Genomic DNA, 26769 nt, shown 5'->3' with positions numbered 1-26769 from the left:
CATCCGTTGAATACTTTAATATTAATTATCTTAATCCCCCAATCCAAGTTTAAAATCAATGCTTAAAAAAGAGCGGTATCAAGCCTTTATCGATTACTTCTCACATCATATGCCTGTGGCTGAAACGGAACTGGAATATGAGAATCCTTTTCAGCTATTGATTGCTGTAGTCCTTTCTGCCCAATGTACAGACAAACGGATTAATTTGGTCACACCGGCTTTATTTCGGGATTTTCCAACACCGGAACATTTGGCCGCTTCAAATTTTGACGAGCTGTTTCCCTACATCAAAACAGTTTCCTACCCGAATAATAAAACCAAGCATTTGCTGGGCTTGGGAAAAATGCTGGTAGAGGAATTTAATTCTGAAGTTCCTGATACAGTGGCAGAACTTATTAAACTTCCCGGTGTGGGTCGAAAAACAGCCAATGTTATTACTTCTGTGGTTTGGCAGCAACCGAATATGGCGGTGGACACCCATGTTTTTCGTGTTTCCAAACGTTTGGGTTTGGTACCTATGTCGGCAAAAACCCCCTTGGAAGTTGAAAAACAATTGGTAAAAAATATTCCTGATAAATATATCCATCAAGCGCATCATTGGTTGATTTTGCATGGTCGCTATACCTGCCTTGCACGTAAACCTAAATGTGAAGAATGTCCGATTACAAATTTCTGTCGGTACTATGAAAAACTACATGGTCTGAAACCAGTCAAAAAATCCAATAGTTAATGTGTGGAATCCACGTTGTTTGGGGAAAGGGAGCTAATGAAGAGGCCTTGAATGTCCTAATGGACAGTGCTAAACACCGTGGTCCAGATCAAGAGAGCAAGTTAAGTCCTTGGCCTGGGATTTGGATTGGGGTAAATCGTCTAAAAATCCTTCATCCAGGCCCTGAGGCGGACCAACCATTTTGGTTACCGGATGGGAATCAACTTCTTATCTGGAATGGAGAAATCTATAACTATCAGGACCTCCGCAACTTGCTCCTAAAGATGGGAGTTGAATTTTTTACCCGATCTGATACAGAAGTCTTACTTCATTGGCTCAAAATATTTGGAACAGCAGGATTGGAGAAACTTCAGGGCATATTTGCATTGGTTTTTGTCGATTTGTCTGCCCAAAATATTTTAGTTGCGCGAGATAGGAACGGTGAAAAACCGCTGTATTATCATCAAACGCATGATTCACTGATTCTTTCCTCTGAGAGTAGAGGCATCGCCAAATTGTTGGGATCTTCTGTGGATATGGTGCAGGTGGAATATTTTCATTACCTCCGTACCCCTCAGCCCGGCAAGACTTTTTTCAAAGGAGTTAAAGAATGGAAACCAGCTCGATTTAGCCTTATTCGCGATCAGTCTGCTTTTCGATGGGATGATATTCCGAAAAATAAACAACCTGAAAAAGAAAAGAACCAAAATCGGTTTTTAGAACTGCTCAAAGATGCTGTTCTGCATCAATTTCATGCAGATGTCCCTTTGGGAATGCTTCTCAGCGGTGGATCAGATAGTACCCTGTTGTATGCTCTTTGGTATTATGAGACGGGAGTTCCCTTACCTGCTTTCACAGCACAATTTGAAAAGGGAGTTCAAAAGAAATACGATGATGCCCTAGCTGTAAAAAAGCTTCATAAAAAGCTTCCTTTTGAACAACAATCGGTAGAAGTGAACCAAAGCGTCTTTCGGGAAAATTGGAACGAATACCTTCAGAATCTGGATTATCCTGTAGGAGATTCTGCTAGCTTTTTGATTTGGTTGATCGGGAAAAAAGCCAAGGAATCCGTGAAGGTTCTGATTTCTGGAGCTGGTGCGGATGAACTTTGGGGAGGCTATCAACGACATCAAGCTTTTCATACCTATCTGAACAATAGGGGACTTTTACTTCAATTGCCAAGTTTTGTTGGGAAACTACCTTTTGGTAGAAACTGGATCAAGTTTTTCTCAGGAATTGATCCTGACCCTCGAAAGACATTTTTGAATTTCTCCGCTTTGGAAACCCTTTCTTCAGATTTATTTGAGGACTATGAACGGGTTTTTCGAAAGAAATTACCACTCTATAAGCAGATGTTGGACTTTGATCGGCAAATCTATTTAGTCCAGGATATACTGAAAATTCAGGATAATGCCTTGATGGCTCATGGTGTGGAAGGGAGGTCACCTTACTTGGATCAGGGGATGTTGAATTTTTGGGAGCAAATAGAGAATGAGGAGGACTTAATTGGAAAAAAATGGATTCGACAAAGTCTTCAGGATTTAGAATTGGGGTGGGTAGCAGATCGGAAAAAATTGGGCTTTGGACTCCCTCTTTTGGAATGGCTTAGTGAAACCAGCGAGTTTTCAAATTGGATCTTTTCAACGGTGCAGGAGTTTGAACGAACCTATCAAAAAGAACTACCCGAAACTACCAAAGTGATTCTTTCTAAGCCAGGGGACTATGTTAAGACCCACTTTTTGACGATTTATAATTTCTTTTTATTGGCAGAGTGGCTGAAATTGCAAAAAGCATGAGGGTTTTCTACATCCACCAATATTTCCGTACCCCAGAAGAAGGAGGGGCTGTTCGTTCCTATCATTTGGCAAAAGGTTTGGCTGCAGCTGGTATTCAAGTGGAGGTTATCAGTGGGAAAAATATTCCCTATTATGATCAAAAATGGATCGATGGGTTCAAGGTTCACTATTTGCCAGTACCCTATGAGCAGCGATTTGGATTTCTTCGGAGGGTTGGTGCTTTTTTTGATTTTGTTCTAAAAACCCGCCGGCTCTTGAAAAAGCTCGGTCGTGCAGACCTTTTGTATGTCAGTTCAACACCCTTGACGACGGGATTAATAGGCCTATGGGCAAAGAAACGTTTAGCAATTCCCTACATATTTGAAATCCGGGATATTTGGCCGGAAGCACCAATCCAGGTAGGAGCGATTAAAAACCCTATCCTGATTCGATTGCTTCGAAAACTGGAAAAGAAAATTTATGACCAAGCGCTTTCCTTGGTCGCGCTTTCACCTGGTATAGCTCAACATATCAAGCAGGTTTCTCCTCAAAAATCATTGAGTATCATCCCTAATTTTTCTGATTTGGACCGCTTTTATCCTCAGGAAAAATCAAAGATAGGTTTGAAAAAATGGGGCTTAAAAGATGTACTTACCATTTCTTATACGGGAGCTCTTGGACAGGTAAATGGAGTCGAAGAGTTATTGGATTTAGCGGAGTTGGCTAAAAGGAAGCAAAAACCTTGGCAATTTTTGATTATGGGTGATGGGAGTCATCGGGAAGCCCTGATGAAATCAGCCTATGAAAGAGGACTAGAACAGGTTTATTTTATCCCATTTGGATCCAAGGAAAAAGTGAATGAATTATTTGGAGTTTCAGATTTTGCCTGGATTTCTTTTGCCCATTTGCCAGTATTGAAGACCAACAGTCCCAATAAATTTTTTGATGCCTTAGCAGCAGGAAAAGCGATTTTGGTTAATCACAAAGGCTGGGTATATCAGTTGGTAAAGCAGCACAATCTAGGCTTGTCCTGTTTGCCGAGTAAATTGAATTCCTGCTTTGAAGAATTGGAAAAGTTGGAAAATCATCCGGACCAAGTTCGTCGAATGCAAGGAAATGCCCGACTACTGGCAGAGAAATATTTCACCAAGGAACTAGCGGTTCAACGCCTTTTGGCAATAATTCAACCGGATAAAAACCCGCCTATGCAGGGGGACGAGGTCTATATCCTGACTGCCTGAAAATCTCCTCCGCGTTTTTGTTTTGCATCAATTCCGGTAAGGTGACTTCCTGGTTAAATACGTAATCATCCACGATATTCCAGCCCAGCCAGCGGCCCAATCTTCCCGGGGCTACAGTACTAATCGCATCCGTGAAGGGCGCCTCTCCCATGTATTTCCGAATCTCAAAAGGATTGGTTTCATAGAGCAACTCATTCTCAACAAAATGTGCCCAAATGTATTCCTCATTGGCAAAGGACTCGGCAATTTGATTTGGCGTGTAGCCAATAATGAACTGATCCGAGGTGCATGGAAGAATGGCCTTCGTGAAATGATAGGATTTCCCATAATAAATCATTTCCGCCAACATGGTATTATCAGCCGGTTTTGTTTGGTTATATCTTGAAGAAATAGCAGTTACGATCATCGGTACGATGTAGGCTTTCTCATAGCGCTCCGCCATGTAGCGTGGTAATTCAGGTTGAAAAGAATGGCTGGCTGGTAAGAAATAATCCAAACCGATGACAATCAACTCTTCGGTCACAACCAAATCAGAATTGAACCCTGAAACAAAAGTGTAGACTTTCGGAACCTGGAAGTCTGGAAAATAGTGCCGGATGTATTTAAAGGCATTTTTCAGTTCCTCTTCTACATCTGAAAAATCCTGATAAACAGTCTGGACGGAATCATTCAATACTTGCATGGCTGAATCTTGATGGATTTCCAGCAAATCTGAGGTCAACGAGTCTATGGAATTGTAAAGGTCAGCCTGCAGGTAGATTTTCGTGAACTCCGGATATTTTTCCAGAAGATATTGAAAGTCTTCTTGTGTCTCTGCATCAAAAAACTCCTGTTCTAAACGAACCACTTCTAGATCTAAATCCTGTGAAAGAATGTCCGAATCCAATTCGCAGGTTTCCTTTCTACTCCCGCAGGAAAAAAAAAGTAAGAGCGCACATCCGATTCCAAGGAGTGATAGTTTGTTCATAGTAGGAAATTTTGGTTCAAAAGTAAGGAATTCAGGCTTTTTCAAAGGAACGTATTGATGTACTTTTAAGTATACCTTTGGGTCTTCGTATGAGAATGATTTATTTTCTACTGTGAAAAACCAAATTTTAACTGCAGCTGCCTTTTTTCGACTTCTCACTTGGGCCAAGCTTTGGAATATTTTCCTCTTGGCCTCCTCTTTTCAACTAAGCCGTATTTTAAAAAAGCCCATCATGTGGGGGAAGCCAACCACGCTTAGTATTGAGCCAACCACAAGTTGCAATTTACGATGTCCCGAGTGTCCCTCAGGTCTTCGATCATTTACGCGTCCCATCGGAATGCTCCAACCCGAACTTTTCCAATCGGTTATTCATCAGGTAAAGGACCGGTTAACTTGGCTTCATTTATACTTTCAAGGCGAACCCTTTCTCAATCCTCAATTTTTGGAATTGGTTTCTTTCGCAAATTCCCAGGGAATTTTCACATCCACTTCCACCAATGCTCATTATTTAGATGAAAAACGAGTTGCTAGCCTCCTTAAAAGTGGTCTTCGCCAGCTGATCGTTTCCATGGATGGAATTACCCAAGAAGTTTATGAACAATACCGTGTAGGTGGTAAGCTTTCCAAAGTGGAGGAAGGATTGAAACTGTTGCTTAAGAGAAGAAGAGAGTCCGGTCAGAATTTTCCTAGAGTGGTTCTACAGTTTTTAGTGACTGGGCAAAATGAACATCAAATTCCTGCATTAAAAGACTGGGCAAAAAAAATGTGTGTGGATGAATTGCAGTTGAAAACCACCCAAATCTACGATTTTGAAAATGGATCAGAGTTGATTCCTTCTGACTTGGGTTATTCGAGATATGTCCCGGATGGAAATGGAAAATGGAAATTGAAGAAGAAGATTGAAAACAAATGCTGGCGGATGTGGCAGGGGGCAGTGGTCACTTGGGATGGAAAAGTGGTGCCATGTTGCTTTGACAAAGATGCCCGGCATGTGATGGGGACATTCGCATCAGAATCCCTTGAACAAATTTGGAAATCAGACTCCTATCAGGTTTTTCGAAGCCAGTTGCTTCTGGATCGAAGCCAAATTGAAATTTGTAAAAACTGTACGGAGTAAGGCAAGGAAGCCATGAATCAACAGCTTTTTGGAACTATTTTTGGTTTAAAGAGGAAATTCATGGATTTTTAAGTCGCATATTTGCTTGAATTTCACCCAGGTCGGAATTTTCACATGAAAATAACTTTACGCATTCCTTATTTTTTCCTGCTTGTTGCCCTTTTGTTTTTTGGGACACATACACCTCTTTCAGCACAGGAAAATCTGGACATTCGCACCATCCAAGTCGATGAGCTTTCGGATCAGCAGATTCAAGAATTGATTCGAAGGGCCAATGAAGCAGGACTTTCTACTTTTGAGTTTTTGCAAATGGCCGAGGCACGAGGAATGTCTTCCATAGAAGTAGAGAAATTGCGGCGGAGATTGGAAGAATTAGATATGACGGGGTCGAGTAGTCGTTCCTCAAATGCATCTCGAAGGAACCCTCGCATGCAAGTGGATATTAACGACATTACCCAAGGAATTTACCGACCCCAGGAAGTGATTGATTCGGATGATCAGTCCAATATTTTTGGAAGCGGCCTTTTTTATCAAAAAAACAGGCGCTTGAGCTTTGAGCCAAGCCTCAACCAAGCCACACCCAAAAATTATGTTTTGGGTTCAGGAGATATGGTTTATGTAGATATCTATGGTGAATCGGAGCAGTATTATGAAGCTACGGTTAATCCGGACGGTTTCGTTATTTTGGATAATATTGGTCCGGTGGCCGTTTCCGGAAAAACCATCGAAGAGGCAACAGCCATCATTAAGAATCGAGTAGGCAGGTATTATTCAGGATTGCTAGGATCAAACCCTACGACTTTTTTGCAAGTGACCTTGGGAAATATTCGAACCATTAAAGTCCATATTTTGGGTGAAGTTCGCTTACCCGGAACGTTTACCCTGAGTGCTTTTTCAACCGTATTTAATGCCCTTTATGCAGCAGGTGGTCCTAATGAAAATGGAACCATGCGGAAAATAAAAGTGGTGAGAAATAATCGCCAACTGGCTGAAGTAGATGTCTATGACCTCTTGATTGATGGTACCGCTAGTTTGGACCTGCAGCTTCAGGATCAAGATGTAATTTTAGTAACGCCTTACCTTTCCCGTGTGGCAATTTCTGGAGAGGTAAAGCGTCCGATGATTTTTGAAATGAAGGAAGGGGAAACGATGGGTGACCTACTTCGCTATGCCGGAGGATTTACTGATGAAGCTTTCCGAAACAGGGTAAATATTTCTCGAATTAGTGAAAATCAGCGGGCAGTTTCCGATGTGTACCAAAATCAATTTGGTATGTTCCTTCTGCAGGGAGGAGATCAGGTTAGCGTAGGAAAAATATTGGATCGTTACAGCAATCGGGTACAAATCAAAGGGGCGGTTTACCGAGCTGGAACATTTGCCTTATCAGAGGGGCTTACCCTTTCCCAACTGGTAAAAAATGCAGAAGGATTGCGAGGAGATGCTTACTTGGAGCAGGCCAGCATATTACGGACGAAAAGTGACTTGAGTACCGAAATGATTCAAGTCAATTTGGGTGAAATTCTTAATGGAACGGCTCCGGATATTGTTTTGCAAAGAGAGGATGTCGTTCGGATTTCCAGCATTTATGATATTCAAACAGAGCAATATGTGCAGGTTTTGGGTGAAGTGATGAAGCCTGGGGTTTATCCTTATTCCGAGTCCATGACGGTTGAAGAATTGTTGATTCTAGCTGGAGGGCTCGAGGAATCTGCCAATCCCAATGATATTGAAATAGCCCGAAGATTGGAGGATTCCGATTTGGGGACACTTTCCGATATTATTCCGATAAAGGTAAATCCAGATTTATCTCCTGTTGGTACTCCACAAACCCTACAGCCATTTGATCAGGTCATTGTGCGAAAGAAAGCTGCCTTTACCATGCAAAAACTTGTGGCGGTAGAAGGTCAGGTCTTTTCTCCGGGAATCTTCGCTATTCAAAGTGCGGATGAACGTATTTCGGGTTTGGTAAAACGAGCAGGAGGCCTCAACCAATTTGCCTATGCTAAAGGAGCTACTTTAATCAGAAGAACAGAATTTTTCAATACAGAATCCGAACAGATTCGAAGACGGCGCAATTTAGAGTCTCTGCGTTTGCGACTTCTTGAGGACCCTAACAATTCTGAGGCTCAGGAGGAATTGTTGCGACGTTTATTCTCCGACTTGTCCGTAGAAGAAAATCCTGTTGATACCCTGATTGCAAAAACGAAAAAGGAATCTTTGGATCAAATTGCTTCTGAAACGCCTGGCTTTGCAGTCAAGATAAAAGAGACGGAAGCTGTGGCGATTGATTTGGAAGCTATATTGAAAAATCCAGGGTCTGAAGATGATTTGATTTTGGAGGAGGGAGATATTCTTTCTGTTCCCAAGTTGCTACAGACCGTTCGGATGCGTGGTGATGTAGTTTATCCGACTACCCTTCGATTTGAAAGCGGCCGAAGCCTGAAGCATTACATCAATGGAGCTGGAGGCTTTGAAAGACGGGCCAATCGAAAGCAGACCTATGTGGTCTATGCTAATGGAGCGGTGAAGCGAACCAAAGGCTTTTTGGGAATCCGGAATTATCCAAACGTTGAGCCAGGGGCTGAGGTAATTGTTCCTACCAAAGGGCCGAAACTTCCTCTTCGTTTGGGGGATGTAGTCGGAATTACTACCGGATTGGCAACCTTGGCATTGGTTATTTCACAAATCAACTGGTGATGAGTTCAAGCAAGCATTTTTCAGATAATCAGTTTACCCTAAAGGAAGTCATTCAAAATGTGCGGGAATGGCAGCTTTTTTTGATTTCCAAGTGGAAGACCTTGGTTTTGGCGGGAGTCATCGGTTTGGTAGTAGGCGCCTTGGTTTCCATTTTCAAAAAGCCTGTTTTTCATGCAGAAACCTCCTTTGTATTGGAGGAAAGTGATGGAGCAAGTTTGAGCCAAATGTCGGGATTAGCCTCTTTGGTTGGTGTCAATTTAGGTTCCTTGGGAAGTACCAGTGGATTGTTTCAAGGTGACAATATCATGGAATTGTACCGGTCTGACCGGATGCTGGGAGAGACTTTGTTGAGTCCTTTTTCTGAAAATCAGCTTTTGATTGATCGTTTTGTAGAATTTGAGGAGTTGGATAAAAAGTGGGCTTCCAAAGTGGACATTCCTGCTATGGATTTTTCGATTCCTCGGGATCAATTTACAGTTGCGCAGGATTCAGTGATTCAGCAAGTTTCTAAATTGATTCGGGAAAATCAGCTTGCTGTGGCAAAACCCGATCGCAAGCTAAGTATCATACAGGTCAGTATTTCTTCCAAGGATGAGTTGTATGCCAAAGTTTTTAATGAGACCCTGGTGGAAAAAGTGAATACTTTTTACTTTGAAACAAAGACCAAAAAGACTGGGGAAAACCTTCAAATTCTTCAAACACAAGCGGATTCGGTCCGGGCGATTTTGGATGAAAGCATTGCTGAATATGCCTCTGCCACCGATCGTGTTCCCAATGTAAACCCTTTGCTTAATTCAGCTCAGGTAGAAAGCAGGAAGAGACAAATAGATGTACAAGCAACGGCTGCGGTTTATCAGGAGATTGTCAAAAACTTGGAAATCGCCAAGGTCAATCACCGAAATAACTCACCCTTGATTCAGGTCATTGATTCGCCTCGCCTTCCTTTAAAACGGAGTGAAATCCGGTTGGTTAAGGGCATGGTTTTGGGGGCAATTATTTTAGGCTTGTTGACATTGTTTTATCTTTATTTCCGTCGCTTGTATCAAAAACATGTGCAGGAAAGCTAAACTCTAGGCTGCCATGTTTGAAAAATTAGCACTTCTTCCACTTAGTAATTTTATCCGCAATAAGTCTATTCAGAACTTTTTATTCTTGGCGGTGATTCAGTCTTCCAATGTGCTGATTTCCATTATTTCCATGCCCCTATTGATTCAAAGCATTGGGGTGGATCAGTTTGGATTGGTGAATCTATCCCTGTCAGTAATTATGCTCCTGAATATTTTGGTGGGTTTTGGATATAACTTGAGTGCTCCACGGGAAGTAGCTATCAACCAACAAGATAAAACAGCCCTTTCCCATTTGGTTTCCAATGTTTTCTCAGCAAAATCAATTCTTGCAGCAATTGCTACGATGCTGATTTTAGTGGGGGCTTTTGGATTTAATTTATTTCCCGAGTATCGCTTGATCTTGGTTTTTTCCTCCCTATTGCTCTTTTCAGAGGCAACTTTACCGCTTTGGTTTTTTCAGGGAATGGAAAAAATGAAGTTGGTTTCCATTGCCAACATTTTCTCCAAGCTACTTTTTTTGATGGGCATTGTACTCTTCATTCATTCGCCTGAACAGAGTAGATGGGTCAATTTTATGATGGGCTTTTTTGGCCTTTCCATTAATTTGCTCCTCTTGGTTTACATCCATTCCTTTTTGGGAATCCGATTTTACAGACCCGAATTTTCGGCTATTTGGAAAAGTTGGAAAGACAACCTTCTTCTTTTCTTTTCCAACTTGGCCAGCCACATTTCCATTAATGGTGGCTTGATAATTTTGAGTTTTTTCTCGGTTGCTGAAACACTCGGGATGTATAGTTTAGCAGAGCGGGTTGTCATGGTTTTGCGACTTTTTCCGGCTTTAATTATCCAGGCTATTTTCCCGAATGCTTCCAAACTCCACAAGGATGACCCAAGTCGATTTTTCCGCTTTTTGAAGAAGGTTTATTTACGGGTTCTTTTGGCAGGGGCAGTAATTGCTGCAGGCGCGCATTTTACTGCTCCTTGGATCATTCAAGTCCTTTCTAAGTCAAATTTGGAGGAATCTATACTTTATCTGAAAATATTAGCAGCGGTTCCTTTCTTGGCATGTTTAAATGTGGGAAATATCACCTTGCTATTGGTGGCTGATTTGAAAGACCTGCTTTTCAAAGCGAGTTGGATGATGTGTGTTTATATGCTTATCATCTCTACCATATTGACAAGCCTTATGGGCGGAATAGGCCTTTGTATCGGGATCATTTCTACCGAAGTGATCGTGTTCTTGATTTGTTTGGTGCTATTATTCAGGCATAAAAGGGAATTGGTTCATGGGTTCTATGCCTAACTCTTCTGTCGCCATTATTTTGGTCAATTGGAATGGGATTGCTTTTACCCGAGCCTGCTTGCAATCTTTGCAACTAATAGACTATGCCGATTATTCGATTTTTGTGGTGGATAATGGCTCGGAAAATTCAGAAGGAATTCAGCTAAAAAAAGAGTTTCCCTTGATTCACTTGATCGAAACTGGGAAAAATCTAGGATTTGCGGGAGGCAATAATGTGGGAATTCGGAAAGCCTTGGAGATGGGGTTTAGTCACATTTTGTTACTTAACAATGATACAGAAGTGGAGGCTGATTTCTTGGGTAAAATGATGTTGCACTTTTCAGAAAATCCAAAGTTAGGAGTTCTTGAACCCTTGATTTGCTTTTTGCATGAAAAGGATAAAATCTGGAGTGCCGGAGGCAAGTGGCAAAAACTATTAGGCCGGGCTCTTACTGTTGGAGATCGTCAATATCTCCAAAATTTTACTGCCAACCGGGAGCCGTTGGATTGGGCAACGGGCTGTGCCATGTTGTTGAAAAGGGCGGCAATAGAGCAGGCAGGCTTGATGAATGAGCAATATTTTGTCTATTTCGAGGATGTGGAGTGGTCCCTTCGAATTCGGGAAAAAGGATTTGAAATTGGATTGGTTCCAGAGGCACGAGTTTATCATGAAGCAGGCGCGAGCTCCAAGAAAAAACACGACGAGGGGACTTTAAGTCCTCAGGTATTCTATTATCATGCTCGAAATCAATTCTTTCTCCTTCGTTCCATTTCTTCTAATCCTATGGTCTCCTTAGTCCAATATGCTTATCACTTGAGCAGGTTTGCCCTTTGGATGGTTTATTTTTTACTGAGAGGTAGATTCAAAAAGCTGAAAGCGGTGGTAAAAGGAATCCGAGATGGGTTGAAAGTCAAACTAAAACCAGCACCCACATGGCCTTGATATTTTTCATATTGATGGCATTAGCTATTGGGGCCGGGTTTCTTTGGGTTTTGCAAGAGATGCTGTTCAAAGGAAAGTGGAGCTATTTTATCTACTTCCTTGCAGGCTTTTTACCTTTTTACATTACTACACTCAGTGTCGTGTATTTGGTGACAGGTTCATCGGAAGCAGTAGCGCTTTTTCAGATTTTGAAGGAGTTGGTCGTTATCTTGGCGGTGTTGGTTTTTGTTACGTATCAGCGAAAGCCAGCAGACTTTCCTATCCGACTACTTTCAACAGATTGGTTGTTTTTGGGATTTCTAGCATTGGCTTTTGTCTATCTGTTTCTGCCTTTGGGCGAAGCTTCTTTTTTGAATAAACTTCTATACTTCAAGACCATGCTTATTCCCGGTTTGGTGTATTTTCTGGGAAGGAATACGCGGTTTGATGGGATTGAAATCCAGCGTTTATTTCAGATTATTTTCATGGTGGCTATTGGAGCCTTTTTGGTCAATTTAATTGAAAACTTTATCCTAAATGCCCATTTGCAGCAGCTTACGGGATATGCGCTTTACAACCAAGCGATCAATGACATTGATCCGACTGGTAATTTCGGGTTGACCTGGACCTTTGAGACGCAGGCAGTCACAAAGCGACTGGCTAGCTTTTTTTCGGATCCTTTGGAAATGGCTAGCTCAGTCTTGATGGGTTTTGCAGCGGGATTGATTTGGTTTTTAACGAGTAAAAAAGAGTCGAATTGGCTGTACCTTTTGGTGATGGCCTGTTCCTTGGGTAGCTTGATTTTTTCTGCATCCCGAGCCGCTTTTGGAGCCTTTTTCGTGATGATTTTCTTTATCGCCCTTGTTTTTCGGCTATACAAACTGATTGGTTTGGGCTTCTTAGCCCTTTTTGGTTTTGGCCTTTATGTGGTCTTTTTTGCTTCGGAGGATTTTTACTATTTCGTAGTAGATACACTTACCTTTGAAAACACTTCCAGTATCGGTCACGTCGTTGAATGGCTTCTTGCTTTAGATTCTATGATCGCCAATCCTTTTGGAATTGGTCTAGCCATGAGTGGGAACGTGGGAAGTGTGACCGATGAGCTTCGTGTGGGTGGAGAAAATCAGTTTTTGATTTATGGAGTTCAATTGGGTTGGCTGGGAATGCTCCTCTTCATCCTAACCTTAGCTACAGGAGTAGTGCTCAGCTTGCGAGTTTTTTATCAAACAGATGATACGATGACAGCCCGAATCGCTTTCGTCGGAGCTGTAACCAAAGTAGGTTTATTATTGCCCCTTTTCACTGCAAATGCAGAAATGTATACCTATGTAGCTTGGTTGACCTGGTGGATGCTTGGTTATAGTGTGCGGGAGTATAGTGCTCATATCTCCAATCGCATTATAGTCCAAGTTGAAGTTTAGACACTTTTATTTTATCTGCAAAATCAGGGGAAACAGGAATTATTTTAAAGCAGTGTTTGAGGAGGGTTATTATCCTTTCCTTTTCGAGATAATCAGATCATAGACCTTCTGTAGGTTTTCCTTATTCCAAAAGCCTAATTCATATTGCTTTATTGAAGCTAAATGCCCTAATACTGCCTTTTGGTTTTTTAGTTTAAATTCTAATGTGTGTTTAGGATATTTTTCCACTAAGTTTCTATCAAAGTCTATTGCAAGGGAATCATAAGAGATTTTTTTGGGAGGTAGTTCTTCGTCAAACCTAGCAATGGAGAGAATCAGATGGTCTTCATTGAATTTTATGGCTTGAATGTAAATTTTTGCTTTGTTAAAGCAAATCATAAAAAATGTAACAATACTTATAATCAAGACAATTTGAAGAAGTATGAATAACTCAGTGGAAATATTCCTTTTAAAAAGGATAAGAAGTTCTAAAATCAAGAAAAAAATAAGGCCTATGTACAAACCAGATTGGATAAATAATCTTTGAGCAAAATGGGTTCTATAGGCCTTGATTTCTTTCATTTAAAGGTCAATTACACCTTTTGTGACCGCATGGAAGCCTTCTGAAATTACAGCCTGCTCAATGTCTTTAATAGGAACCATCTGGGATGTATGAACAGTAAATTCCTTTGGAAAAACTTCTTGATTCAAGGTGACTTCCTTTATCCCTTCCATTGCCAATAACTTCTTCTGGATTTGTTCTAAGTCTTTGGCTTCTTTAGCATTTGTTTCAAATACTTTTCCTTGATTACCTGGAATTACATTGTCTGATAAAATGCTCATGATTTTGAAGTTTTAATTATTGTTCCGATTCCTCCTTTGAGAAAACGATTTTTACCGTATTTATGTACGTTTTTTTAAGGAAATCATGCCCTGATTTTCCTCGTATTTATATCCTTTAAGTTAGTATTTAATAAGGAATAATGCGAGGATTTAGAGTCGCTTTATGGTCGAATTACTTTCATGCTGATTCCTTTCCAACTCATCATATTGTTAACTCAAATCACCGAAGGAATATCCCCACCCTTTCCTGTTCTAGAACGTCACGGAATGGAAGGAAAGCAAAAACTTCTTTACGTTTAAGGCAAGTCTAATTGGCTGTTAAAAATTTATTTACATCAAGCCAATGAATAAATGCATCAAACCACCGATTACTGGTTCGGTTTGGATTACCAAGCCCAAAACCATGTCCTCCATTTTGGTAAAGGTGAAACTCTACTGGTATTCCTGCCTTGTACCAGGAATCGATGACGCCAAATTGACCTCTGAAGAGAAAGTCATCGGAGGCAATCACACAAAACATGGGAGGAGCATCAGCTGGAACATCGACTGGACCCATTCCGCCATAGATCGGTCCAATAAAGGCCAGCTTCATGCTTTCTGAGTTTAGAGTTGAGTGCATAGTGAGGCCCGCGCCGGCCGAAAAACCAATCATGCCTATTCTGTCCGTATCCACTCCCCATTCTTCTGCTCGATCAAGGATCATGGCATAGGCAGCTTCAGCATCTTCGAGCTGATTGGATAGGTCTAGTTGCGGTGGTCTTGGAGGCGTGGCTTCGGTAGAGGCATCTGAAGAACTGGGTGGGGCTGGAGTGCGAGGACGGTTCATCCAGGCACTGAAGTCTTCTAGTGACTCCGGAGTTGGGTGAAGGCGATACTTCAATACGAAAGCCGCGATCCCCTGATCGGCAAGAGCCTGAGCCACTTCCCAACCTTCATTTCCCATCGATAGCCATCTGAAACCTCCTCCAGGTGCGACGATCACTGCCGCTCCATTGGCTTTTCCAGGTTCAGGTAAGAAAGGAGTAAGTGTGGCCGTGGTGATATTACGGGCCATGGGGTCGCCCCATTGGCGAAACCAAGATTCGGAGGCAGGTTGATTATCTACGCCGCCTGTTCCGAGGAGAATGGCATTTGGCTCCTCGGGAGCTTCAAGGGGATAAATGGTTCCGTCCTGAGCTAAAGTGATGTTAGCGAATAGGACTAATAAAGCTACAAGGGAGCTTTTAGCTAGGTTTTTAAGGGTTAAGGTCATGGTATAGGTTTGTGTAAAGCAATTCTAATAAATCGATTTCCTAGGAATTATCCTAGTGTTACAAATCTAAGCGGTATTGGGAAGCCAATAAATGGTTTCAACCATTTTCAATGATTTGAATTTGCTAACCATGGATTTTTATATTCATGATAATAGAAAAGATCGCCTAGTCCAAAAAATTGCTTACCGGGAAGAGCATTGGGTTTGGGGCGACTAGGCAGGTGAGTTATAAGTTTGATTCTTTATACCCAGCTCCTACAGGAATTCTTACAAAAAGATACAGGTTTGAATTCTTCGAAGAGTAATTGTAAGGGCTTTCTGTTGTTGCTTTCATGATATTCATTAGTCCCTGATAGTAAGTTACTCCAAGGTTCACACCGCCCTTTCTTAGTTTATATCCAATTCCACCTGAAAGTCCTGCGTCTATTCCTTTGATATGATCTCTGATATCCAGTTCAAAACTCGCATCCTCAGAATTTATAAAGCTGCTTAAGAAATAATCTTGAGCCCGATTCCGTAAGCCGATTTGGCCTCCTGCTTGGAAAAAGAACTGTTTTTCAGAACCAAAATGATATTTGAGGTGGATGGGAACATAGAAGTACCCAATCTTTCTTTTGATGGTCCCTCTGGAAAAGATGGCATCTAGTTCTGGATCATTTAGTGAATAAAAATTGATGTTCTGAGAACCTGTATGGGATTTAATTCGAACACCAGTATTCAACCATAAATCATTTTTCATCCGGATATCAAAATAAAAGCCCAAATGAAAATGACCATAGCCTTTTGCCTCCGAGATTCCACTGAGATTAGAGCGATTGAAGCCACCTTCCAATCCGAATTCCAGGTTGGGAGAATTGAGCTTTTCTCCGAAAAGTAAGGAAATCAGGACTTGTCCCTTTGCCGTCTGAATACTGCCCAAAAAGAAAAAAAGTAGTACGTAGAGGCTTTTATAAAAGGGATGTCTCATGATTTGAAAATTATTTAGAAAACCAGTTTTTCCCTTTTATCCCAAAGCGATAATTCAAAGAAAATAAACCGGCAGTTCGGTCCCCAAGAATCTGGGCCTCGGTTCGAATTTGCCAGCGGTAATTTATTTGCCACTGAGCTCCTATCAGCATGTTCCAGGGATTATCGATGCTCTTGTTGAAGGAATATTGGATATAGCTATCCTCTATGCTTTCGCCCAAATTGTCCAACCCTTCTCCCAGACGATTATAGATGATCGCATATTTGAGTCTATCTGCAGGGCTCAAACCCTCATACCAGGTATCCAGATTCCCTTTCAGTTCATCGATTTTTGCCGGGGCATTGGGAGCTAATTCCAGCGTTGGAATATTTCCACTTGTCTCCCCATTAAATGAGGAGTACATGGCTCCACCCCAAATGGTGACATTCATTTCCGGCTTTTTGGGGAAGCGAAATACCGGTCCAGTTCGCAATCCGAAAATGGTGATTTTGGCAGGATCATCCAGTCGGGGGTTGTAATTGTAGGATTGGTTCATATCTAGCGATACAAATATTCGCCCAATAGCTCCGGCAGTCATTAAGCCATATCCCACATAAGTTCCGCTGACTTGAGTGGTCACATCCAAGGGAATGGGTTTTACTAGATTCACATTGATATCTGCTTTTTTAGTTTGACCAACAATGCCGTAGACATTCAGAAAGGGTAATATCCAAGCATCCAAACGAAGATTGTGTGTGCTGGTTTGTGCGCTTATATCTTCAAATTCAACCACTTCGCTAAGATCAATCATGTTAGGAGGGTTGGGATTTGAAAATCTTCCAAAACCCAAAGCCATTTCAGAGAGGGAGAGAGCTTGGGTTCCGACCAAGTTGTTGATCATAATTCCCATTGGAAAAGGGAGTTTCACCTTTGCACCATGCGCTTTTTCACCCATGATGGGTAAAATGTAGGGATAGGGCTGGCTGAAAAAGATGGAGTCCTTTTCGCTTAGCGGCCCTTGGACTTGTTGACCGAGACTGTCGTAAGCCTGTCCAAAAACGATTGCAAAAAGGAATAGGATTTTGAGGGGAACTCTGAGGCAATGGGCGGAATGCAAATGCAAGGCTTTCATAGTCAGGATGGGTTTCCTTACTCGATATTTTCGAGTACACTTGAATCCCATTGAGCCAAAATGCATGAATTAAGAATCCAAGGAGAGAAATCGCAAAACTGATTTACCAGTATATTCTGACCGGCCCCTTCATTCTTCTGAGTTTTCACAGAGTGACTCGCTGGGTTACTAATACTAATTTAAATATACGGGTTTAAACCCTTTGAACAAGCCTGTCTAATGATTTCCGAGATACTTCTAAAAGTCAAAATGGGGATCAAAAATCTTCTTTTTAACCTTTTATAATTGTTACCAAGAATTCCTGAACCGCTTCCGACCTTCCCAAAGGTTCTAAAAAACAGGTATAGATGTTGATTCCTACTGCCAAATAGGTTCCGGGGTGCTTTAGTTTTTTGTATTTCCAGGCAGTCAATAAAGTCAGGCCGATAATGAGAGCTTGTGCGAAGTAAACAGGAGCCATTATATCAATAGCAGGCCAATCCTCAATGTTCATCCCAACATATAAATTTTGAATTCCACGTGCCAAGGCCGGCATCATGATGATAAAAACGGTAGAAATCAACCACCAAGCATGATCCTCAAGGCTTTTTCTATTGAGAATACTTTTTATGACTGCGTATCCGAAAGCGATGATCATTGGAATTTCTACTGCAGCTACTCCAAAGAAAAACCAAGGTTCAAAGGGACCAAAAAGATCAGTCATTTCTGTAGCCCGTTGGGTAGTTGCGATATCTCGATACATCATACTAAAAGCAGTGATACAAACGCCTCCGGCTAAAAACATTCCGATGATACCATTTGTCTTATGCTTTCCTAATTGTCCGTGGGTGGCATAGTAGGGTTGAATGATCAAATAGAGGTACCAAATCGTTCCGGTCCAATAATGAACATGAACTGACCAGGCATTTTCCGAAAAATCTCCCCAATAATCCATGAAGATTCCAAACTGCATAAATACCATGGGTATAATCATCCATTTATGTAAGTCTTTGTATTTCTCCATTTTCTTTTGGTAAAAGGTTAAAAGTGAGGTTTTCTATGAAAATCATTTAAAATATGAGGCCTACCCAGAAGGGGCTATTTTGAAGGAAACCGTTATTTCCTCAATAGATCTTGTTCTTCTTTTATAAGTTGAATTAATTCCAAAGCCATTTTTTTGGCCTGTTGTGCCCAAACGCAATGGTAATTCACTTCTAAGGCTAGGTATCTTAAGTGATGCTCCGCGTCTTTTTTTCCTTTTATTATGCCGATTGGATCCTCTAAATCAGAGACATCAAGTGTAAAAATACCATATTGGTCTCGAAAAAACCGTGTGGTTTCGTTGGCCCATTCTTCATGTTCCTCGATTGCGTAACCTTCCAGTCGTTGGGCTAAATAGCTGTAATAATTCCCAATTTTGGTTTTCAGGTTTGAGTTTTTGATATGGGAGAAGGAACCTGTGGAATAGAGTTCATTTATTACCGATTTGTTTAAGGAAACTCCACCAAATCCACGTCCTAACAATAGAAATGACAGATTAGTAAAATCCCGGTTTATTGTATCCGGGAAAGAACCTTTCCAAAGTTGGCTGGGGGGGTCATTTTTGGAAACATCTACCCAATCCATTTCTGTAAAGCGTTGGGTATTTAATTCAGCGTGTTCTAGTATGTAAAAAATCCCTCTCAATCTTATTTTATTAAAATTAGTACTCGCATCAATGGAGGAAATGTCATTGTTCAGGTCATCAATTAAGTTGCTTAAAAAATTGAGAGTTTCTTTCTGGGTACTTCGATTTGTATTCCAATTGTTGATGGAGAGAGCGATCAAAATCCCAATGACAACAAGAATGATTTCGCCGACCGCATATTTTAAGTACTTGCCGATTTTGTTTTGGGAAATCATATCCCGCCGAATTTTTCGAAGAAGTTCAATCATAAAAATTCAAACCCTGTACTATCTAATTTAAAAAAATAAATTGAAAATCAGGGACTTATGAAAGAACTAGTTTCTGAATGATTCAGGATTTTTCTTTTTAAAAGCGACTCACTTTTTACCCTATGTTTTTTTTAATGTTAAAGGGGGTTACTGCGTGATTTCAAAGACTTTAAGTAGGTTTTTTCCGGAGGCATTCGGCACCTCTGAGACGAATGCATATTGACCGGGTACCAATTGAGCCGTAAAATAGCCTATATCACCAGCAGGCATATCATTGACTCCTCCTAAAAATATTACACCCTCTGGAGCAGGTTCGATTAAGCCTTTGGGATCCCTCCAATCCATCCATGCCTCTAAATCTTTCAGATTAGCATTATCCTGCAATCTCACCAAATTAAGATCGTGACTGACAAAATTCTCATGGATCTTCTGATCCAAAAATTCGACTTTAAAGGTATAACTACCTGGAATTGATGGAGGGTCTACTGAAATTCCGGATTCTCCAGAAAGGCGAATGCTTATATCCGCTTTGGGTTCGGCTAAAGAAGAAACTTCATTTGAAACCACCAATTTTTTAATCATTCCCATATTTGTGTGGAACATGCCCGTATTCATTTTCACATAGCATTCCACGAAATAGGTTCCAGGATTCAATTTGAGAGTAGATTCAGTAGTCACTTCTGGAGAAACTAAACCTACTCCTCCTCGCCATACGACTTCTGAAAACCAAGAAGGGAGGTTGGCAAATTCAGCAAATCCCTCATCGGTTTTTCCCTCATTGAGTAATGTCATCCCATTTCCAAAAACTGGGAGAACTCGTGCCTTAATGGAATCCAAGGTAATTCCATCCGGATAATCATCTATCAGGATGAAATGAGTTTGATTCGAATTGTTATGGTATCTCCAGGTGTACCATCCAGCAGGGATAGTATCCGGCATTTGAAAATCCATAGTTTCAGTAACGATCTCCATTACGGGAGGAGCAGGTGCTTTTTCTTCAGGAGCACTTGTCTCTGTTTGCGTGCTGGAACCACAAGATTGGATTCCTAAAAAAGCAATAAATAAGGCCGAATAAAGAATGGCTCTAAATGGATGGAAAGTTAATTTGAAGGATTTCATATTTGCTTGAGTTAAGTTAAAAATCTAATGAGCTAAAGAATAAAACTGACTGTTCTCCAAAAGCCGCATTTAAGTAGTTCGAAATCAATTCCTTTGAAAATACAAAAATTGATTAAAAAAGTCTAATTAAATATCGTACACCAAAAATCTTACTCCTATCTTAAGATCTTTTCCATTTTTCTTCCTTTCGCTAATTCATCCACCAGCTTATCCAAATACCGGACTTGTCTGGTCAGGGAGTTATCAATTTCTTCAATTCGATAGCCACAGATCATTCCCGTAATTAATCCAGCATTTGGGTTCAAGTTTGCCTTTTGAAAAAATGTTTCAAATGTTGCCTGCTTTTGAATAAGCTCATTCAATTTTCCCTCGTCAAACCCAGTCAGCCATTCAATTACTTGAAGAAGTTCTTCTTTGGTCCTTCCCTTTTTCTCAATTTTCGTGAGGTAGTGGGGATATACTGAACCAAATTTCATTTTTGCTATTCGCTCGTTATGTTCAGGAGTTACATTCATGCTTCGTTGTTGAAGGATTAAACTGATTTTTCAAAAGTTAAAAAACGTTTCTCGTCAAAATTTATGAAGAACCCGATTCGATATAGTTTTCCTTATAAGTAGCAATAATATCAAAGAGAGTAATCCTCCTAGTACTGTCCCATAAATATCTTTCCAATCAAAGACACCGCGTGGCAGGTAGGGTTGGACAATTTCATAAAGGATATAGCCAATCACGATAAACCCAATCACATGAAAAGCTTTCTTCCCCGGAGAGTTTAAGACGGCCAATGTGAAAAAAATCTGAACAATTACCCCTCCCAAATTTCCAATACTATCCGCTATTCCAAAATCATCAATATGATTGGAATAAATAAAGGGTCTGTAAATATTCCTTCCTATTTCCGTCAAAAAGAAGAAAAAAACAGCTATTCCTAAATAAATAACCCGAAGCCGATCAATGGTTTTGATGGATTCTTTATCAGTAAACAGGTTATTTTTCTTGCTCATTTATTTTGGTTTTTCAACATCAAATGGGATTACTCATAACCCTATCTTTCTTGTAAGAAAAACAATAATAAATGAATACTATTAATAAGATGGGCTTTTATTATTCTAATTAAACTTCTCAGCCAGTTTAATAAACTTATCTATGGTCCTGTTTGGGTTTATTGATGATTCAACTCGTTGTTGTCAAACCCAGTTTAGGAGCGGACTTAGAAAAGGGAGCAAGTGTGAAGGGATAATTGGGCAATTCCTGCTATATGCATACTTCGAGTGTCCAGCGCCAAGAATAAAAGGTTACAGCACGGCCGCTTCAATCGGTATTTCGACTTTTGCTTCGTTACTCCACTCTAGGTTTTTTTGATAAGTCTGGGTGATTTTTCCAAACTCGTTCATTCGATGCAAGAAAATCCATTCATGATCAAATAGCTGGCGGATATGATTATGCTTTTCTAAAATTTTAATGATGGCTGCCGTCGGAGCTTCGATCACTACATTTAGGCGAATGGGAATGTGTTCAAATTTTTCACCGTTATGGACCGATTGGATAGGAAGCCCAATGCGTAAGTCTCCACTCGAACCTTCCAAGACCCCAAGACCGGATGTGATGTTATGTAAGGTTTTGTTCCCTGCACCCAAGTGCTGATTATCCGTCGTGCTGGCGTAATATTGGAGGTTAATCCAACTCGTAACGACCATGGGAGCTGTCATGATGGATTCCAGGATTTTAAATTCAGAATCTTCTTGCCATTGGTAGTTATGAAGGAAAGACTTGCCATTTAGTTTTACGCCTTTTGATCGATTTCGTGGAGCGATAATAAATGAATGACAACCAGCTAAGCCCCATTCTGGTCTGACCTGCGCCCAATCCTGTGCACGTGCTTTAAGCTGCTTTTCGATTTCATCATCCGATTTGTCATCAACTTGCAAACGAAGTTTTCGCTCGAATCGGGTATGTTTGCTGGCTAGCACTATGGATTCCTTCAACTGATCCAATTCCTTTTGGCGGGATTCGGGAACCCTCGTGTCGTTGATAAAGTGGATATCATCGGTGGTAGTGTCGTGAAGACAAGCCAGAAAGATTGTTTCTTTAGGAATATGAATGCCTTCTTCCTTCAACCTATTCCTGACTTCGGGATCATTGAAGATATATTGAGCGGTCAACGCATTCACTTCTCCAGAGTGTCCTCCACAAGCACCACAGTCCAATCCCGAAGCATGGGGGTTATTCACAGAAGAGGAACCATGCCCGGTTATTAGTACAAATCGGGCAAGCTTGTCTTTAAGTCCCATTCCCGTCAAAGCTGAAGCGGCCATAGTAACTTTATCCGCTATATCAATAGAAGATAGATCAAGCATTTTTCCTTCTTTGAGCCATTTTCCGATTCCGTCCTTTTTGGGATCCTTTAAAGGTCTTGACAAGTGGAAAGAGTTAAGCAAAATTTTGGGCAAAAAGGATAAACCTATAGGGCTCACAAAACCAAAGGAAGTAACAGCTCCAGATTTAAACTTTTTCCAAGTCTTTCCAATTTGATGATCCGAAACTCGTTTTTTAGTGGCATGGGATTCATCCGGACAAGATTCTTTCACCAAGGCACTTGAAGGAATCAAAACGGGGCACTGATTTTTGCCTTCATCATGTCCTAATGGAACATATTTAACCGGGAACCCGAAAAATCCGGCAAATCCAACCGTTTCAATTTTAGGGTTTACTATTTCTAGGTTTCTTCTGAAAACTTCGGACCGGACATCTATACAAAACACCATTTGGGCATCGACCTCATCCTGCGTTTCGAAGGCACTTTGCACCTTAAAAGAGGATTTCAATTCCTTTTGTGAAGCAAAATCAAGTGCATCCTGGAAGATGAGTGATAATTTGAGAACTTCATTTTCGGCGTGGAGTGGTTCGCCGGAATGCCACTGTTGGTACCAAAGGGCCTTGATTTTCTCTTTGTTTTTGGAATGATTGAGAAAATAATTTTCCCAGGTCAATAAAACTGCGAGAAACTCCGTGAGATTCGATTTGTTCCCATCATAAAGTGTATGATGGAAGTCAAGCCCTGCGATATAGGAGGACCAACCAAGCACGTTTAGTAGTAGCGCATGAAGATAGGCCTCATTTTCCTCTTCGTCCAGTTTGAGTTGAGATAGGAAGTTATCAATAAAATCCAGCGGGTTTTGAGGAAGGTGTTTGATGGAAGATCTAAATCCTGACAAGCCCATGATTTCAGGGCTTCGGTCAATTTGGGCTTCCTGTATCCAAGCACGATAGAGACCTTTTTCTGAATCTTTATTTCCCCAAATGCCTACAAATTTGTCGAAGTGTGATGCTGCCCAAAAAGAAACCCTATCTACCATGAGTTCCTTCCAGTTTGTTTGATCAAGTCTTGTTGCAATATCAAGGAAATTATATCCCTGATTTTCAGAAGAGACCTTCTCTTGAAATGCTTTTGCTTTTCCAATAAAGCTGTCAACAGAAAAATCCTGTTTTCCAGATTTATTGATCGCTTTTTTAACGCCATCTCGATGAATAGCCCCCTTTTCTAGCTGATCCAGATAAAATGAAAGCGGCATGGTCATCTTGACTCCTGCTCTTGAACTCATGATTTGAGCCGTTTCCCTGTAGTCAGTATCTGTAAAACCTGCATAGGGATTGACCGCTACAAAGTTTTTCAGAGGCCAGGAGGGAGCAATGCGCTTGTTTGTTTTTTCTAGAACTCGCTGATAGGTAGACATAGGGATCGATTAGGTGATTATTTTGATGTCTTTAGGGATAATGAATTCATGAAACGGTCCATAAGATGATTGATATACAGACCATTTCTGAAATGGATCTCCATTCGCTTCAGGAATAATGAATTTTTGAACTGTAGAAAAACCGATTGACTTAAGACCGTAAGTAGGAATAAAACCATTAGTCCAAGGACCATCATCTGAACAGGTTCATCCAGAGTTCGGATTGCTGGTATCTGGTTTCCAAGAAATACAGCAAATGCATGCTCGAAAAAGTAGAAACAATTCACTACGATTAGTGAGCCGACTAGTAGGAAAGTGATAGATCGAACGCCATTATTCGAATCCAACGTATTTATATGGAGGGAAAGGATGCTTAAAAATATGATTCCTGAGATGACTAGCATTTGAAATTCCATTTCAAAATTAGTTTGCCAGAAATCTGTCACCCCAATATAGAGGAGTGAGGAGGTAATAAAAGCTAAGATTATTCTCCCAAATTGATGAGATCTTCTATAATTATCTGCTCCGCTCGTTTGTACTTTTTCTATAAGACTGCCTGAAGAAAGGAAGGAATGTGCTTTGTAAAAGGAGTGTGCCACGAGGTGAAGCAGCGAAGCCGAATACACACCGAGACCACTGACCATTAAGGAAAATCCCATATGGCCGATACTTGAATAGGCCAAGGAGGTTTTAATGGAAGGTTGAGTTGTGGAGGCTATGGCTCCAAAGAGTGCGCTGAGCCCTCCAACTATGATCAAAACAAGAGGTGCTATGGTGCTAATTTCAATTAGGAAAGAAAATCTCAGGATTAGGAATGGTCCTGCGTTTAGTAATCCAGCATGCAATAAGGCTGATACCGGAGTAGGGGTTTCCATCACATCCAAAAGCCAGCCATGAAAGGGAAGCTGAACTGATTTAAGGCAAGCGCTTGCTACAAGTAGTATACCTGCTAATTCCAAATTGGATGGAGGGTTATTTCGGGAAAGACTCTGGGCTTGCTCAAATATTGCTGAAAGATCGGCTGTTCCAAATTGTAAGTAAATCAGGATAAATGCAGACAAAAGTGTTAAATCACCCAAGCGGGCAATTAGGAACTTTTTGCTTGCCGCCAATCGGGCTTTTTTCCGATCAGGGTAGAAAAGTAATAGTTGGTGTAATCCTATGCTGGTACCTACCCAAGAGATGAAAAGGATGGCTAGGTTGCCAGAGATAACCAATAATTGCACAAAAGCGATTGTCATCGCTAATCGGGCAATGAAATGTTTATGTCTTTTTTCTCCGTCTAAATAGTTTCTACTGTAGCGAACCACCACCAAACCGATGATTGCTATCATGGTATACATTAGGCTGCTAAGCGCATCCAAACGAAGGGTTAGACCAAAGTCTCCAAAAAGGAGAAGGTTTGCACTGACTGTTTCATTGAGATAAGTCCAAACCATAGCCCCTAGACCGAGACCTATGGCTACATACAAACCAATTTGTAGAAGTACATAGCTCGCACGAAGGGAAAAGGATCGGAAATTTGTCAGAGAAAATAGTAGGGCGGGGAAGATAAATAGAACGCTCAAGATCAAGAGATTCATACTCAGAGTTTTGTGCAAAACTACCAGGAGAATGTCATATATTTTTATTTATATTTATAATGTAAAGCATAAACAAAATATATGAATTACACTATCAACCAATTGCGGGTCTTTCTAAAAGTGATTGAAACAGAGAGCATTACCAAAGCATCTGAAGAGCTGTTTATGACTCAGCCGGCAGTATCCATACAGTTAAAAAACTTTCAAAATCAGTTTAAATTTCCACTTACCGAAATTGTTGGAAGGCAGCTCTATGTAACTGAATTCGGTTATGAAGTAGCCGAAATTGCCAAACGGATCTTTGATGAGCTAGAAGCTTTAAAATATAAAACCAAGGAATATGAGGGAATCTATACTGGCCGACTCCGGATTTCGGTTGCTTCGACGGGGAAGTATGTAATACCGTATTTCTTAACTGGATTTCTTGACGCACACAAGGGAATCGACTTGTCGCTTGATGTCACAAACAAATCCAAAGTGGTAGAAAGTCTTAAGAATAATGAACTCGATTTTGCGGTGGTATCAGTTCTTCCGGAAGAAGTGGAGGTAGAGGAGGTTTTTTTAATAGAGAATAAATTGTACATGGTAGGAAACCCGGAAAATCATTCCAAGAATAAAACGCTCATTTATCGGGAAGAGGGTTCGGCAACTCGCCGGGTGATGGAGCAATATTTTGATAAGAAAGGAAGCAAGCGGAAACAAATTGAATTGACTTCCAATGAGGCTGTAAAGCAAGCTGTGATAGCAGGAATAGGTCATTCTATCTTACCACTGATAGGCATTAAAAGTGAATTGATTGAAGGCTCCTTAAAGATTATTCGAAAGCGCGACCTTCCCCTTAAAACGGACTGGAGACTAATTTGGCTAAAGGATAAAAAGCTCTCTCCTGTGGCAAATGCGTACCTTGATTACGTTCGCAAGGAGAAGATTAAAATTCAGGAAAAGTTTTTTAAATGGTATCTGGATTTTGAATGATGCTGGATTTTTGGTTTTCGAATTAAGTCGACAAATACTAAGAATATTCCCCTGTTTTCCGGAAAATTTAATTTCAGGATTTTCAAACTTCCAT

The 26769-nt window shown here is 40.8% G+C and carries 23 protein-coding genes; 10 read left to right on the top strand and 13 right to left on the bottom strand.

Going from position 1 to position 26769, the window contains the following annotated elements; genetic code table 11:
- The first annotated feature begins 58 nt into the window (after positions 1–58).
- Genes nth through HWE15_RS14410 form a run of 3 tightly spaced genes read left to right on the top strand, consistent with a single transcriptional unit; the run spans position 59 to position 3725 of the window.
- Positions 59–730: an endonuclease III gene (gene nth / locus HWE15_RS14420; RefSeq protein ID WP_290508253.1), complete on the top strand. Its 672-nt coding sequence runs from the start codon at positions 59–61 to the stop codon at positions 728–730.
- Positions 730–2505, top strand: a complete 1776-nt coding sequence (gene asnB / locus HWE15_RS14415) for an asparagine synthase (glutamine-hydrolyzing) (RefSeq protein ID WP_290508252.1) — start codon at positions 730–732, stop codon at positions 2503–2505. The genes nth and asnB overlap by 1 nt, the downstream gene beginning before the upstream one ends.
- Complete coding sequence (locus tag HWE15_RS14410) at positions 2502–3725, top strand: glycosyltransferase family 4 protein (RefSeq protein WP_290508251.1); 1224 nt, start codon at positions 2502–2504, stop codon at positions 3723–3725. The genes asnB and HWE15_RS14410 overlap by 4 nt, the downstream gene beginning before the upstream one ends.
- Here the strand turns inward: HWE15_RS14410 and gldB are convergent.
- Complete coding sequence (gene gldB / locus HWE15_RS14405; protein WP_290508250.1) at positions 3688–4692, bottom strand: gliding motility lipoprotein GldB; 1005 nt, start codon at positions 4690–4692, stop codon at positions 3688–3690. The genes HWE15_RS14410 and gldB overlap by 38 nt on opposite strands.
- A gap of 112 nt (positions 4693–4804) precedes the next feature.
- Between gldB and HWE15_RS14400 the strand changes: the two genes are divergently transcribed.
- The 6 genes from HWE15_RS14400 (at position 4805) to HWE15_RS14375 (ending at position 13198) form a co-directional block, all read left to right on the top strand.
- Entirely contained in the window at positions 4805–5809 is a 1005-nt protein-coding gene (locus HWE15_RS14400) for a radical SAM/SPASM domain-containing protein (RefSeq protein ID WP_290508249.1), read from the top strand.
- Between the two features lie 114 nt (positions 5810–5923).
- A complete protein-coding gene (locus tag HWE15_RS14395) occupies positions 5924–8506 on the top strand; it encodes an SLBB domain-containing protein (protein ID WP_290508248.1) in 2583 nt (860 codons plus the stop codon).
- Complete coding sequence (locus tag HWE15_RS14390) at positions 8506–9573, top strand: exopolysaccharide biosynthesis protein (protein ID WP_290508247.1); 1068 nt, start codon at positions 8506–8508, stop codon at positions 9571–9573. Before HWE15_RS14395 ends, HWE15_RS14390 begins: the two co-directional genes overlap by 1 nt.
- A gap of 13 nt (positions 9574–9586) precedes the next feature.
- Positions 9587–10876, top strand: a complete 1290-nt coding sequence (locus tag HWE15_RS14385) for an oligosaccharide flippase family protein (protein ID WP_290508246.1) — start codon at positions 9587–9589, stop codon at positions 10874–10876.
- Positions 10869–11798, top strand: a complete 930-nt coding sequence (locus tag HWE15_RS14380) for a glycosyltransferase family 2 protein (RefSeq protein WP_290508245.1) — start codon at positions 10869–10871, stop codon at positions 11796–11798. The genes HWE15_RS14385 and HWE15_RS14380 overlap by 8 nt, the downstream gene beginning before the upstream one ends.
- Positions 11789–13198 carry an O-antigen ligase domain-containing protein gene (locus HWE15_RS14375; protein WP_290508244.1) on the top strand — a complete coding sequence of 470 codons (1410 nt, stop codon included), beginning with the start codon at positions 11789–11791 and terminating at the stop codon, positions 13196–13198. The genes HWE15_RS14380 and HWE15_RS14375 overlap by 10 nt, the downstream gene beginning before the upstream one ends.
- A 69-nt stretch (positions 13199–13267) precedes the next feature.
- Here HWE15_RS14375 and HWE15_RS14370 read toward each other — a convergent pair whose 3' ends face one another.
- The 12 genes from HWE15_RS14370 to HWE15_RS14315 all read right to left on the bottom strand — a co-directional run bounded on the left by HWE15_RS14370 (position 13268) and on the right by HWE15_RS14315 (position 25700).
- Positions 13268–13759 (bottom strand): hypothetical protein, encoded by a 492-nt coding sequence (locus tag HWE15_RS14370; RefSeq protein WP_290508243.1) that lies wholly within the window; start codon positions 13757–13759, stop codon positions 13268–13270.
- A complete protein-coding gene (locus tag HWE15_RS14365; protein ID WP_290508242.1) occupies positions 13760–14020 on the bottom strand; it encodes a hypothetical protein in 261 nt (86 codons plus the stop codon).
- Between the two features lie 307 nt (positions 14021–14327).
- On the bottom strand, positions 14328–15272 hold the full coding sequence (locus HWE15_RS14360) for an alpha/beta hydrolase (RefSeq protein WP_290508241.1): 945 nt from the start codon (positions 15270–15272) through the stop codon (positions 14328–14330).
- A gap of 226 nt (positions 15273–15498) precedes the next feature.
- Positions 15499–16239, bottom strand: coding sequence for a porin family protein (locus HWE15_RS14355; RefSeq protein ID WP_290508240.1), 741 nt, complete (start codon positions 16237–16239; stop codon positions 15499–15501).
- Between the two features lie 10 nt (positions 16240–16249).
- Entirely contained in the window at positions 16250–17350 is a 1101-nt protein-coding gene (locus HWE15_RS14350; protein WP_290508239.1) for a hypothetical protein, read from the bottom strand.
- 271 nt (positions 17351–17621) lie between these two features.
- The gene (locus HWE15_RS14345; RefSeq protein WP_290508238.1) at positions 17622–18353 is read right to left on the bottom strand and encodes a hypothetical protein; all 732 of its coding nucleotides are present in this window, start codon (positions 18351–18353) and stop codon (positions 17622–17624) included.
- Positions 18354–18445: 92 nt separating this feature from the next.
- Complete coding sequence (locus HWE15_RS14340) at positions 18446–19264, bottom strand: DUF6090 family protein (RefSeq protein WP_290508237.1); 819 nt, start codon at positions 19262–19264, stop codon at positions 18446–18448.
- Between the two features lie 147 nt (positions 19265–19411).
- The gene (locus HWE15_RS14335; protein ID WP_290508236.1) at positions 19412–20383 is read right to left on the bottom strand and encodes a hypothetical protein; all 972 of its coding nucleotides are present in this window, start codon (positions 20381–20383) and stop codon (positions 19412–19414) included.
- Positions 20384–20538: 155 nt separating this feature from the next.
- Complete coding sequence (locus tag HWE15_RS14330) at positions 20539–20898, bottom strand: DUF2200 domain-containing protein (RefSeq protein WP_290508235.1); 360 nt, start codon at positions 20896–20898, stop codon at positions 20539–20541.
- Positions 20899–20952: 54 nt separating this feature from the next.
- Entirely contained in the window at positions 20953–21387 is a 435-nt protein-coding gene (locus tag HWE15_RS14325) for a hypothetical protein (RefSeq protein WP_290508234.1), read from the bottom strand.
- A gap of 291 nt (positions 21388–21678) precedes the next feature.
- Positions 21679–24117: a YbcC family protein gene (locus HWE15_RS14320; RefSeq protein WP_290508233.1), complete on the bottom strand. Its 2439-nt coding sequence runs from the start codon at positions 24115–24117 to the stop codon at positions 21679–21681.
- A gap of 17 nt (positions 24118–24134) precedes the next feature.
- Positions 24135–25700, bottom strand: coding sequence for a proton-conducting transporter membrane subunit (locus tag HWE15_RS14315; RefSeq protein ID WP_290508232.1), 1566 nt, complete (start codon positions 25698–25700; stop codon positions 24135–24137).
- A gap of 81 nt (positions 25701–25781) precedes the next feature.
- On the opposite strand from HWE15_RS14315, the gene HWE15_RS14310 reads away from it, so the two are divergent.
- Positions 25782–26675: a LysR family transcriptional regulator gene (locus tag HWE15_RS14310; RefSeq protein WP_290508231.1), complete on the top strand. Its 894-nt coding sequence runs from the start codon at positions 25782–25784 to the stop codon at positions 26673–26675.
- Positions 26676–26769: the final 94 nt, after the last annotated feature.

The organism is Algoriphagus sp., from assembly GCF_013373065.1.
Classification (GTDB): Bacteria; Bacteroidota; Bacteroidia; order Cytophagales; family Cyclobacteriaceae; genus Algoriphagus.
The sequence above is the reverse complement of the archived record's forward strand: the minus strand, read 5'-3'. Positions and strand labels throughout refer to the sequence as shown.

Bases quoted from the DNA above. Each gene is read 5' to 3' on its own strand.
- HWE15_RS14370 (WP_290508243.1), bottom strand. From the start codon at position 13,759: ATGAAAGAAATCAAGGCCTATAGAACCCATTTTGCTCAAAGATTATTT.
- HWE15_RS14385 (WP_290508246.1), top strand. From the start codon at position 9,587: ATGTTTGAAAAATTAGCACTTCTTCCACTTAGTAATTTTATCCGCAAT.
- nth (WP_290508253.1), top strand. From the start codon at position 59: ATGCTTAAAAAAGAGCGGTATCAAGCCTTTATCGATTACTTCTCACAT.
- HWE15_RS14375 (WP_290508244.1), top strand. From the start codon at position 11,789: ATGGCCTTGATATTTTTCATATTGATGGCATTAGCTATTGGGGCCGGG.
- HWE15_RS14345 (WP_290508238.1), bottom strand. From the start codon at position 18,353: ATGGAGAAATACAAAGACTTACATAAATGGATGATTATACCCATGGTA.
- HWE15_RS14395 (WP_290508248.1), top strand. From the start codon at position 5,924: ATGAAAATAACTTTACGCATTCCTTATTTTTTCCTGCTTGTTGCCCTT.
- HWE15_RS14310 (WP_290508231.1), top strand. From the start codon at position 25,782: ATGAATTACACTATCAACCAATTGCGGGTCTTTCTAAAAGTGATTGAA.
- HWE15_RS14335 (WP_290508236.1), bottom strand. From the start codon at position 20,383: ATGAAATCCTTCAAATTAACTTTCCATCCATTTAGAGCCATTCTTTAT.
- HWE15_RS14365 (WP_290508242.1), bottom strand. From the start codon at position 14,020: ATGAGCATTTTATCAGACAATGTAATTCCAGGTAATCAAGGAAAAGTA.
- HWE15_RS14315 (WP_290508232.1), bottom strand. From the start codon at position 25,700: ATGAATCTCTTGATCTTGAGCGTTCTATTTATCTTCCCCGCCCTACTA.
- HWE15_RS14380 (WP_290508245.1), top strand. From the start codon at position 10,869: ATGCCTAACTCTTCTGTCGCCATTATTTTGGTCAATTGGAATGGGATT.
- HWE15_RS14350 (WP_290508239.1), bottom strand. From the start codon at position 17,350: ATGAAAGCCTTGCATTTGCATTCCGCCCATTGCCTCAGAGTTCCCCTC.
- HWE15_RS14355 (WP_290508240.1), bottom strand. From the start codon at position 16,239: ATGAGACATCCCTTTTATAAAAGCCTCTACGTACTACTTTTTTTCTTT.
- HWE15_RS14340 (WP_290508237.1), bottom strand. From the start codon at position 19,264: ATGATTGAACTTCTTCGAAAAATTCGGCGGGATATGATTTCCCAAAAC.
- gldB (WP_290508250.1), bottom strand. From the start codon at position 4,692: ATGAACAAACTATCACTCCTTGGAATCGGATGTGCGCTCTTACTTTTT.
- HWE15_RS14330 (WP_290508235.1), bottom strand. From the start codon at position 20,898: ATGAATGTAACTCCTGAACATAACGAGCGAATAGCAAAAATGAAATTT.
- asnB (WP_290508252.1), top strand. From the start codon at position 730: ATGTGTGGAATCCACGTTGTTTGGGGAAAGGGAGCTAATGAAGAGGCC.
- HWE15_RS14410 (WP_290508251.1), top strand. From the start codon at position 2,502: ATGAGGGTTTTCTACATCCACCAATATTTCCGTACCCCAGAAGAAGGA.
- HWE15_RS14360 (WP_290508241.1), bottom strand. From the start codon at position 15,272: ATGACCTTAACCCTTAAAAACCTAGCTAAAAGCTCCCTTGTAGCTTTA.
- HWE15_RS14325 (WP_290508234.1), bottom strand. From the start codon at position 21,387: ATGAGCAAGAAAAATAACCTGTTTACTGATAAAGAATCCATCAAAACC.
- HWE15_RS14390 (WP_290508247.1), top strand. From the start codon at position 8,506: ATGAGTTCAAGCAAGCATTTTTCAGATAATCAGTTTACCCTAAAGGAA.
- HWE15_RS14320 (WP_290508233.1), bottom strand. From the start codon at position 24,117: ATGTCTACCTATCAGCGAGTTCTAGAAAAAACAAACAAGCGCATTGCT.